The following is a 10,076-nucleotide window of genomic DNA, read 5'->3' as shown; positions in this document are numbered from 1 at the left end:
AAACAGCTGCAGCGCTACTGCTCCTGTGACGGGTGGAAACACCTGCGACTGGCCGTAGAAACGTTCTGTAATGGCCGTTTTACGCCGCTTGGATCCGTGCAGTCGACCGTCATATCGTTGAGTAGATAGCCCAATCCCTGCGTAGCGAGATAATTCGCCAGCTCGACGCCGGTCCTCAGTCCGAGTTTATTCAGCGCGTTGTATTTGTGAGCGGCGATGGTCTTGTAGTCGCGGCTCTGGCGTTTAGCTACCAGGTGCAAGCATTCGCCACGGGCCAGCGACAGTAGGACATGCCACTCGAGGTCGCTGAGTGAATACCAGGGATGCTTGTGGGCGCTGCCAAGGTCGATCGCCGGATCGCAAAAAGCCTTCCCAGCTTTGAGCGCTTGGATGGCCTCAATGATCATACGATGTCCGCTGGATTTGCAGACGTAAGCACAAGCGCCTTGTTCCAGTGCAGCGAGCGCCAGGCAGGGTGACTTGTTCCCCGAGAAGACCACCACGCCGAGATGCGGCGCCTCACTCAGCGCAGCCCGTAGCATGGCGATACTTTGTCCGGCGCCAGGCATATTCAGATCCAGAATGAGAAAGTCGTAATGCTTGCTCGTCAAACATTTGAGCATTGTCAGACTATCGGCAGCCGCGTCGATGTGGGTTGCATCGGGAAATGCGCCCTTAAGCAGTTCACTCAAGGCATAGGTGATGATGGGCTGATCGTCTACCAACAAAAAGGCCATTTTTCTACCCCTGCCATCGTGCTGTTGGCGCTGATAGAAAATTGCCCCATCCGGCCAATTGCAATTTGACCGACGGCGGACTGCTGATTTCAGCCTCAGCAACTGTGGGTAAATTTAGCAACGGTGCTGCTTTTGAAGCCTTCTTCGATCGTCCAAAACTGCGACTGAATATCTGCCACAAGTGGTCATGCATCGGGTCATCCTTTCCCTAAGATCAAAACGTTTCGTCGTCCGTCGACTGCTAATTTTCTTGTCCGAGCAATGCCGTGCTTTTACTCACTACTAGTGAATGAGCGTACTCAGGACGCACCTCGGTGCTTTGCTCGCGGCACCCGGTGACAGCTCTGACGCCGGTATTGGCCGCTCGCATGACCAAAGGATGCGCGTTGGAGGGCAAAGGCTGCAAGATGTTGGACACCCTATTTTGTTTGGACAATGCCGTAACAACAGCCTGGTTGGCAGCCTGCGGACGCTGCATGAGTGTAAGCAGGTTTACGCGATTCCACACCTTCATCCCCCGTGCGACGAGCTTGTAAGCGTCTGCGAAACATCTTGCTCATGTTCAGCGTTTGTCTGGGAGAAGAAAATCTACTTCGTAGATCCCCCGTGCCGCGCGGACGGTGGCAGAACCTAGGCTGTTCGCTGTGCCATTTTCGAAGTCCACTTTCGGATCCATCTACCGGCCAACCATCTGTAAGTCGTTGTAAAAAAATAACAAACTGACAGTGGCAGCCTCTCAAAAGGTGGCCTATACATGGACAGGCTGGCAAATAGAAGTGCCAGCGCTTTTCCAATTTGATCGGACAAGGAGTCCGTTTTATGGCTACAGAACTGGACGCGTTGCTCTCAAGTATTCGCGACTGCAAAACCTACGACGCGGTAAAAAATCGCCTCGCTATCATCACAGAAAAAAAGGACGCTGCTACTGACCCTGATGTGGTGCGGGCGCTGCGGGATGCCCAGGTGTATGCACTGGTCTGGGGGGTGTTTACTGTCGCCCTCGACCTGGGGGCGCCGATAGTCGCCTACGACAAAGCCCTCAAGGTACTCGAGGCCGCTCAAGCGAGCGCAGATAACAAAACTCTTGAAGCTGCCTACAGCGCCTACGAGGCAGCTTATACCGCCCGCCAAGGGGCCCTAGATGCTGACAACAACCTCATCAACGACGCCATCAAATCCGTAACCGATGACGCAGCCAAGGCTGCACCCGGTAAGAACGGCATCGACGCCATTGCCGATGCTGCCGCCGCCGAAATGGCCTCGGCCGACATCGAGCATCACCTCGAAAGCCAAAACGTCATCTACTCCTCCGAAGGGCCTAGTGGAGACTCCTATCAGGAATACTATGACAGGGAGCGGCAGATCAGAAATATCACCAACCCTGTGAAGCAAGCGTGTGATGCTTATGTCAATGAGTATGTCACCCGTGTTCAAGTGGCGGCCCAACTCAAACAATCACTCAACCGGTATCTGCTCGTCTGGCGCGTGAAAACTACCGGAAACGGGAATCCACTGGCCGTACAAGGCATACTGGAAAGCATCGATGAGAAGAGCGGAACGTTCGTGCTGAGAAGCACTGTCTATGAAGGTCAACGCGACACGGTTTCGTTTTCCGACATAGGAACCATCGATAAATCACGGACGGGCTCAGGGGCACTATCCAGTGCAGTCGCACCCGGCTGGAGGAACGTAGATCTGGGCAAATGGGTTCGCTCCGACAAATATTAAAAATACAAAAGCGCTTAATGCCTGCATAGCGTAACCCTTCACGACAGCGCCCGGAGCTAGCATCCGGGCGCTGTTTTTTCGAAACCCGTCCGCTGGGCGTAAGCGTCCGTCCCTCTCGTAACCAAAGATAGGCCGTTTTTTTACCACGCCTGACTCCCCGTTCCCGCAGGCGCCACACGCCATCGGCCGTCACGCAAAAAAAACGCAAGAATGACTGGAATCGTGCACTTTTAATAATTTTTAATCATTTTCATTTTTTAGCTATATATATAGTAGTTGCTTTCATAGCGAACTTTTTGCGTCATATCGAATCGACACAAAAAACTTTATGTAATGAACTCTAACGAAAGAGGGTTTTTCGCTAGCTGCGCATTATGGCAAAGGAAAAGTCAATCTGCGGCTCCTGCAATCGACGATGTTTCTTGTATTAAAACCCAACTGGAGAAGTAATATGTCTGTCAATCTCATCATCAGCTTTAATGTTAAAGAAGAAAAACTGCAATCGTTCAAGAACATCATGAACGACGTGAAGATCAATCTGCCGAAGGTGGACGGTTGTCAAACGGTCAAGATCCTCAACCATTTGGAAGATCCGCTCGCGTTCACGCTGGTGGAAGCCTGGGATTCGCGTGAAATACACGGCACCCACGTCGACCAGATGATCTCGAGCGGTCAGTGGAAGGTCATCGTCGAGCATCTGAGCAGTGCGCCAGTCAGCGGCTACTTCAGCGAAGTTTGATGCCGTAACGTCAGCGGCAGGGCGCGTGTGCCGAGTCCGGCTGCGCCATCTCGGACATACACGCGCTACTGCTGTTACTTATTTTCTGCTATTTTCCTGGATGTCCTATTCCGTCCCGAACGTTCTACTCGCTTGGGCAGCAGCGTGTCGCGCTACTGGATACCGTCTTGTCCAAATAGGGCGGCCAATTTGTTGAGAAGCCATAGCAATGACACTCGAAGTAGTACCGGCGGCGCTTTATTCGATGCGCAACGTAAAGCCTATCCTCGCTGACGGTAGCTCGTCCATCCTCCATAAAACGCTTGAAACGAACCTGGAAAACAAGGCGATCTATATCGCCACGCCGTTGATCGTCTACATCAAGCAGGGCAAGCAGATTATTCGCGACTATGACGCCATGGCCAATGTAGTCGACGAGAATCATTTGATTTTCCTCTCCAAAGGTATTTATACGGTATCGGACTACGTCACTGGCAAAGATATCTTCGAGGCGGTGCTGCTGTTTTTCGACGACAAGCTGATCGCCAAATACCTGTCGCGAGCGCCCGGCACAGGCAATTCGAACACGGACAGCCCGCAGGAAAAAGTACACGGCACTTATACCCTGCACGCCAATGAACAGATTCAGCGCTATATCGATTCGCTGAATTATGTCTACAAAGGCGCGGAGGGCTCCGACGCGCTGCTGGAATTGAAACTGCTCGAACTACTGCATCTGATCGCCATCCAGGACAAGTCCTTCCGTTTCCTGCGCGAGTTGTCCTGCGGCGGCAGCCGCAAACGCCGCCTCATCACCGATTTCATGGAGCAGTACTATTCGCACAAGCTGAAGATTGAAGACTATGCGCTGCTGACGGGACGCAGCGTATCGACCTTTATCCGCGACTTCAGGCGCAGCTACAACACCACCCCGAACCGCTGGATCATCGAAAAAAAAGTCGACATCGCGCATCAGCTGTTGACGGCAAAAAATTATTCCGTCACCGACGCAGCTGCGGAGGTGGGATATGAAAATACCTCCCACTTCATCAAGGTTTACAAGCAACGGTACGGTGTCACGCCGAAGAAAGCCAAGACCTTCGCGGCAGAACTGTAGTGCGACAAGGCTCAAAGGCTGCAAAAGAGGAGGGCGGCCACCCGCAGATGATCCTGAATGATTTTATGAAGGCTACGATCCGGCTCCGTGTCAATGATCATGTCGTTGCTCTGTCAGCATGGAATGTCCACTTATTCCCTCAACATTCATTCAGAAGCACATGCCGTGGCTTGAAGGCCAAAAGACCGCTACCAAAAGGCCACCGCAGGTACTGGTCACGGGGACGCGATCGATCTGCGGAAAAAGTACCGTTACAGCTTTGCCGATTCGGGCGACCAGGTTGTCGGTTTGACGACTGCTTTGAAGCCAAATGGCGTAGCCGCCCAATAAAGCCAGAATCGCGTAAAAATGGCAGGACAAGATGGTCTCATCGATATCCAGACCTCGAGTTTCGGCATAGGTGTAGAAAGCCTGGATTGCGTGCAGATGTGCCGCTCCGGTCTGCACGAGCAACGGTACACGCTGGCCAGATGAGTAACGGCACTGAATCAGCTTCATCGGCAGCCACCTCATTCAAGGACTCGCCATGAACACGAGCACATGACCCGTTGAGAGAGCGGACGTCAGAAGCGGGTTTGTCGAATCAGCGCCTTGCGAGGCTCATAAACACATTGTTTAACATAATATACATTATGTGTACTTATAGATATTCCCACGGCCCCCATCGATGGCTGGATTTGAAGCCAAGCTCATCCTCTGAATACCGTACTGTGAAGTCCCCGATATTCTTCAGCCAACGGTCGCATAGCTTTGGCATACGCACTGGCATGACCTTGCATTCTTTTTCCCCCAATCCAAGTTTCTCCACGCTCCCACAACCCACAACCCACATAACGTACTAAGGTGTAAATCGCCTGCTGAATCGGCGCGACTTCCTACACGCAGCCACCATGCGACAAACAAGGAAGGAACGAACAGTATGAATGCCAGATCGGCCCCTGGCGGTGACGGCATCGTCCTGTTTCGTCCTTATGCACTCGCCGGACAAGGCCTGGCGCGCTACTCCGAAGTATCGTGTGGAGACACGCTGCTGGGGCGTGGCACGGCCGAAGCGAACGACGATATCGTCCGGCCGCTGGAGTCAACCGCCGATGACATCACCGTACGCGTAACCTTTGACGGCTTCTCCCGCACCTACCAATTATTGAGGCTTCGCGCGCTCGACCCGATCTTTTTTTAACCAGACTTACTCCACTCCCCAACCATCGCCTCATAAACCTCTTGGCAAGCGAACTCCGCCGAGACCTTCGCGTCGGCAAAAACCTGATCGCCTGCTGGCGTGAGGCAGGCGTAACCTACACGCGCATCCCGTGGATCACTTTGTCGAGACACCAACCCTATCTTTTCAAGCGGCAGCAGGGACTTGGTGACCGCCGATGCTGTCAGCCCCATGCTGTCAGCCAGATCAGCTCGGCGCAGTCGAGAGTTGTGCGCATGTTTCAAGTGGTACAGGATCATGAAGTCACTGAAGCTCAGGCCGTGCACAGCAGAGAGCTTGGCATCAACTCGCCGAGCCGCTGAGGTGTATGCGCGGGAGAAGCGTATACAGCGATCAAGCGTCGAGCCGTTCGCGACAGGTGCGGTAGATTCGTTGTCAGACATTGCAGCATTGCTCCAATTCTTGTGAGGAAGGACGTTCAAATCGGGACTCCATGAAATCAAACATGATTCCCGTCACCTCGAAGGCGTAGGTCTCGCCTTTATCGGTATTCCTACGCATGACCCGCTCACGCCGCAGTTGAGGTACTGCGTCGATGAAATAGCTGGACACTGGGTATCCGGCTTTACCGGCCAACAGACGAATACGTGTGCGATCAGCTTCAGTCATGAAGCCTTGATCAAGCACTACGTCGCGCCCCGCTTCCAGAACCTGTAGAGACATCTCCCACATCAGGGCTTCGCAACGTTGTACGCGCGCCGAAATCCACGCCAGGCCCATAGGCGTCGGCAGATCCGGGCCATAAAGCCCGTGCATCCATTCATCGATGGAGAAGCGTACGCCGGTCACTTTGGTATTTAACTGCCTGGCGAACGTCGACTTCCCGGCCCCAAGAGGGCCAAAAACCATATGGACTGATTGCATGCTCGTCTACTTTCTAGATACTTGAATGCTACAGTATCAAGAAATAAGGTTGCCGCAACCCATGTTCGACGAACGGCCGAAGCCGCCCAAACACGCGAGCCGGGATCACTAAGCGTTGGAGCGAGCTTTGCCTTGGGCAGCACGCAAACCTGAGGTTTGGGCCGGAAAGCTATAGCCCGTAGGGTACCTCTCGGCAGTCGGATGCATTTAAACTGCGCCCTCTGATGTCACCTCCAGGAAGGATTCGATGACCTTTCGCCTATTGGGAGCTGCTGCGGCCCTACTGCTGCTATCCGCTTGCTCTAACTACCAGTACAAATCTTTTGTCGGCAATTTAGATGATCCTGCCCTCCGGGTCTTGGACTTGTCCGATGGAGCAGCCGATGCCCCGGTGATCTACTTCGAGACGCTGCAATATCGGGATCTCGGTATACCGTTCCATCGCCTGCTCCTCGCAGTCCGAGTTGATGGCCAGCCGTTACCTTATGCAGGAAAGTATTCAATTCTGGATTACTTCGGTTACCAAGCCATTCGGCTGACGCCAGGCTCGCACTCTTTGGAATGGTGCTGGGTCTCGATGAATAAGCTGGGTACGGGTGGAGGCAAGTGCGGCTTCGGTGCCCCGGACCTCAAGTTGGAAGCCGGCAAGCATTATCTGGCTACCTGGTCATCGTCGACAGCGATGATAGGCGTCTCTGGGAGCGAGCAAATGCAGATCAGCGTGACTTCCTATGTGCTTGACCGGGACACCAAGAAACAGGTCTACCCCTGACAGAAATCTTGGCCTGCATATTGTTAGTGACGGGTAGCCTGCTGCCGTGGGTACGCAACATCAGGTGTTCTGTTGTTTTTGGATAACAATTGATTCAGGACAGTCAGGCCGTCACCTCAGGCGGCCTGACTTGCGATTGATCGCTCATGACTCCTGCAACTGGCGCAACTCACCGCCCTCCTCCTTCAGACGCTCCAGATACGCGGCGGCATCCAACAGTTGATATGGGAAATAAAGCCCTGGCGCCGTTGGTGGCTGACCATCCAACCCTAGCAACCGTTCAAGAATCATTGCGACGCTGAGGCCAGTCAGAGGTGCAGCGCCTGCGGGGTGCACGACGGCATGACGCGTGCGTAGCGGTTCGCCCTTCAGGTCCTCGCCAACGAGTTCGATGATGATCTCGGTAGACATCGGCCTCCCCAGACGTCGGGTTGAGCTAACCGCGGTGGCCAGGTTGAACTGGACATTGGGTGCACCCGTCGCAGCCGCCAGGCCGACGACATCGATGGACGAGAAGCCGGAAGCTTCGATTTGCGTGCCATCCACCGCGCGGAATATTGCCTTGGAGTCGTCCCCTTCGCGCCAGACGAACACACCGTCACGTCGTGTCAGCGCGGCGGGCAGCATTCTGTTCAGGTGCTCGAAGTCGGTGGCGACGGTAGGGCCACCGGTGTCCTGCTCATCGACCAGCGCACTGATACGGATGTCGTGGACCCGGCCGAATGCCCGGGCAATGCTTAGCGTCGACACTGTCGTCGCACCTGCCATCCATTCATAACCGAGAACAATCGGCGAGGCGTCAGGCGTGTGCATGTACGTCGCGATTTCTGGCGCAATCTCGAAAACGCCAGAGGAAATGCTGAGGTGCGGCACTGCGCGCTTCTGCGCAAAACGCAATCCGGTAAGGGCGTGATCCATATAAAAGACTGCAACACCGCTGACCGAGCGATCGCCGAGGCCCAGGTCATCTGCGGCGGAATCAATCACCACGCCCTGCGCCCCGCCCATTTGCTCGGCGGCCCGCTGAGCCTTGGCAAGATCGCGACCACCGATCAATAGTGGTACGTCGGGATGGGCGGCGCGCAGCGCCCGGGCGGTGTGATGACCAATAGCGCCAGAACCGCCCATTAACAAGATAGGATCAAGTGACATCGTGTGTTCTCCTTGTTTCCGGGTTTCAGCCTATCCGGAGCGTCAAACTCCAACCGGGTGATACTTGGCCGGGAACTCGAGCGATGACCTTGATCTCGAAGTCGAACCCCGCGAGCCAGTTGACACCGATTGCCGTCCAGTTCGGATAGGGTGCTTGCGGGAAGAGTTCACTTTTATAACGCGCCAGCGACGCCCTCCATTTCAACGCACAGAAATCTCACCGCCTGCGCACCGTTTCTGACGAGCAGGCAGAGTTGCTAGTCGTCGTGCATAGCTCGGATTAGGCGGTTTGGATTCGATCAGGCCTGGAGGCTCAACGCTGCTTCAAATACACCCCGGCCAGCCCATCCTGTGAATCCGGTACCGCGTTGTAGCCAACGACCGCGAAGCCTTTCACCAATTGAATGTGATACGGACCGTTCTTCTCCAAGGCTTGCGGCTCGCGCACGATGATCAGGTTTTCGGTGTCCATCGGCACGATGTGATGCTCGGTCACGCTGTCCTTCGTGGTCACAGTGAATTCGGCGACTTCTTTTCCGTTGGCGTCGCGGTCCGGCAGGATCTTCAAGTCCAGGTCCGCGTCCCGTCCCAGGGCATCCTGGCGCATCTGGTAATGGCCGCTGCGCTGGTCAGCGTCGACGTCGTCGATGTTGTCGCCATCCAACTCCCGTTCTTCATCGTGCAGCAGGATCGCCAACTTGCGGTCGTCGCCCTGAGTGCCTCTAAACCAGGTGCCGGTGTGATTGTAGGGTTCGACGTTTTCCCGGGAGATCCTCCAGGTACCCGTTTGACGACCATCGCCGGCATATTCATGGAGGCTGACAACGTCGTCATCGTCCTCACGAGTCCCCAACAGCTTGATCGCTTCTCCGTTGCCAGCCTGGGTATAGCGCACCTCGCCAATGATCACTGCGCCTTGCGCCTGGTACCAGAGTTCTACCGGGGTCTTGGCGTCGAGGGTTCCGGCAAGAATCACTGGATCCTCCTTTTCCGGACCTTCCAGGCGTGATTGTTCGCGCCACTGGCCATCTTTCAATTCGCCGGTCGTGCGTAGCGTGTAGCCGCTGGGCATGCTGGTATTTTCGCCTGGCTCGGTCGGCTGGATCTGTTCCTCGGTGTCCGAGTAAAGCAGGACCAACTCGTCGCCGCGCATTTTCCAGTGGGTGGCGCGCGTCCAGCAGCAGTCGCGGTCGGTTTGCGAAAGCAGGACGCCGTCCAGCGGGCTGACGGCGAACATGCCTTTGCTATCCTCCTTTGCCAGGCCCGTCAACGCGGGGTTGAGGACCCATTGGGTTTTCTGCGGGTCTTGCAGGTAGACGTCGAACGCCGGTTTGTAGCTCGCGTCGGGATCGTTGCCGTTACGAATCGCCAAGTCCAGGCGGCCATCGAAGTTGAAGTCGTCGAAGTACAACAGGCTCTGGGGGCCGAGCAGCCAGTTATCGACCTTGCCGTTGCGGTCCACGGGCACATTGCCGGCGGCTGTCTGCAATTGCTGCAGGGTTTCGTGGGTGGCGTTGTCGCGAATGGTGATGAACGCGTGCGCCAGTTGATGCGGGTCTTCCGGCGGCTCCGGGAACAACACTTCAACCAGGTATTGGCCGCTGCGATCATTCACCGAAAACGCCCTTGGCTCGGCCATGACCGGGGTTGCCAGCGTCATGGAAAAAAGCACACTGCTGACGAGCGAACGCATCCACCCACTTCCTTGCTGAAATTCGGGCCAGCAGTTTAGCGATTACCGTGATGCATCGCGAGGAACGACTGTTGCT

General features: G+C 55.2%; 11 protein-coding genes and 2 pseudogenes. 6 read left to right on the top strand and 7 right to left on the bottom strand.

Annotated elements, in window-relative coordinates; translation table 11 throughout:
- Positions 1-14: 14 nt before the first annotated feature.
- Positions 15-737, bottom strand: a complete 723-nt coding sequence (locus tag AB4Z20_RS13630) for a response regulator (protein ID WP_442090092.1) — start codon at positions 735-737, stop codon at positions 15-17.
- A gap of 819 nt (positions 738-1,556) precedes the next feature.
- Between AB4Z20_RS13630 and AB4Z20_RS13625 the strand changes: the two genes are divergently transcribed.
- From AB4Z20_RS13625 to AB4Z20_RS13615, 3 genes are all read left to right on the top strand, one after another.
- Entirely contained in the window at positions 1,557-2,465 is a 909-nt protein-coding gene (locus AB4Z20_RS13625; RefSeq protein ID WP_442090091.1) for a hypothetical protein, read from the top strand.
- A 451-nt stretch (positions 2,466-2,916) separates the two neighbouring features.
- Positions 2,917-3,204 carry a putative quinol monooxygenase gene (locus AB4Z20_RS13620; protein WP_442090090.1) on the top strand — a complete coding sequence of 96 codons (288 nt, stop codon included), beginning with the start codon at positions 2,917-2,919 and terminating at the stop codon, positions 3,202-3,204.
- Positions 3,205-3,412: 208 nt separating this feature from the next.
- Positions 3,413-4,300, top strand: coding sequence for a helix-turn-helix domain-containing protein (locus AB4Z20_RS13615; RefSeq protein ID WP_442090089.1), 888 nt, complete (start codon positions 3,413-3,415; stop codon positions 4,298-4,300).
- Between the two features lie 150 nt (positions 4,301-4,450).
- Here the strand turns inward: AB4Z20_RS13615 and AB4Z20_RS13610 are convergent, their stop codons facing one another.
- Complete coding sequence (locus tag AB4Z20_RS13610) at positions 4,451-4,798, bottom strand: hypothetical protein (protein WP_442090088.1); 348 nt, start codon at positions 4,796-4,798, stop codon at positions 4,451-4,453.
- A 421-nt stretch (positions 4,799-5,219) separates the two neighbouring features.
- Here AB4Z20_RS13610 and AB4Z20_RS13605 point away from each other — a divergent pair, with 421 nt between their 5' ends.
- Complete coding sequence (locus AB4Z20_RS13605; RefSeq protein WP_442090087.1) at positions 5,220-5,480, top strand: hypothetical protein; 261 nt, start codon at positions 5,220-5,222, stop codon at positions 5,478-5,480.
- Here AB4Z20_RS13605 and AB4Z20_RS13600 read toward each other — a convergent pair.
- Positions 5,477-5,902: a MarR family winged helix-turn-helix transcriptional regulator gene (locus AB4Z20_RS13600; protein WP_214510389.1), complete on the bottom strand. Its 426-nt coding sequence runs from the start codon at positions 5,900-5,902 to the stop codon at positions 5,477-5,479. The genes AB4Z20_RS13605 and AB4Z20_RS13600 overlap by 4 nt on opposite strands.
- Positions 5,895-6,383, bottom strand: coding sequence for an AAA family ATPase (locus AB4Z20_RS13595; protein WP_442090086.1), 489 nt, complete (start codon positions 6,381-6,383; stop codon positions 5,895-5,897). Before AB4Z20_RS13595 ends, AB4Z20_RS13600 begins: the two co-directional genes overlap by 8 nt.
- Before the next feature lie 247 nt (positions 6,384-6,630).
- Between AB4Z20_RS13595 and AB4Z20_RS13590 the strand changes: the two genes are divergently transcribed.
- Entirely contained in the window at positions 6,631-7,155 is a 525-nt protein-coding gene (locus AB4Z20_RS13590) for a hypothetical protein (protein ID WP_442090085.1), read from the top strand.
- 144 nt (positions 7,156-7,299) lie between these two features.
- Here the strand turns inward: AB4Z20_RS13590 and AB4Z20_RS13585 are convergent, their stop codons facing one another.
- Together AB4Z20_RS13585 and AB4Z20_RS13580 are read right to left on the bottom strand one after the other, a co-directional pair.
- Positions 7,300-8,307 carry an NAD(P)-dependent oxidoreductase gene (locus AB4Z20_RS13585; protein WP_253474922.1) on the bottom strand — a complete coding sequence of 336 codons (1,008 nt, stop codon included), beginning with the start codon at positions 8,305-8,307 and terminating at the stop codon, positions 7,300-7,302.
- 25 nt (positions 8,308-8,332) lie between these two features.
- Positions 8,333-8,476 (bottom strand): annotated as a pseudogene (locus AB4Z20_RS13580) (hypothetical protein); the annotation flags it as partial.
- A gap of 19 nt (positions 8,477-8,495) precedes the next feature.
- Between AB4Z20_RS13580 and AB4Z20_RS13575 the strand changes: the two are divergent.
- Positions 8,496-8,591 (top strand): annotated as a pseudogene (locus AB4Z20_RS13575) (DNA-binding protein); the annotation flags it as partial.
- A gap of 29 nt (positions 8,592-8,620) precedes the next feature.
- Here the strand turns inward: AB4Z20_RS13575 and AB4Z20_RS13570 are convergent.
- Entirely contained in the window at positions 8,621-10,000 is a 1,380-nt protein-coding gene (locus tag AB4Z20_RS13570; protein WP_442090084.1) for an XAC2610-related protein, read from the bottom strand.
- Positions 10,001-10,076 lie beyond the last annotated feature (76 nt).

The sequence above is a fragment of the Pseudomonas sp. KB_12 genome (assembly GCF_052114545.1).
Lineage (GTDB): Bacteria > Pseudomonadota > Gammaproteobacteria > Pseudomonadales > Pseudomonadaceae > Aquipseudomonas > Aquipseudomonas brassicacearum.
Note: the sequence above shows the minus strand (reverse complement) of the source record. Positions and strands in the feature narration are given on the sequence as shown.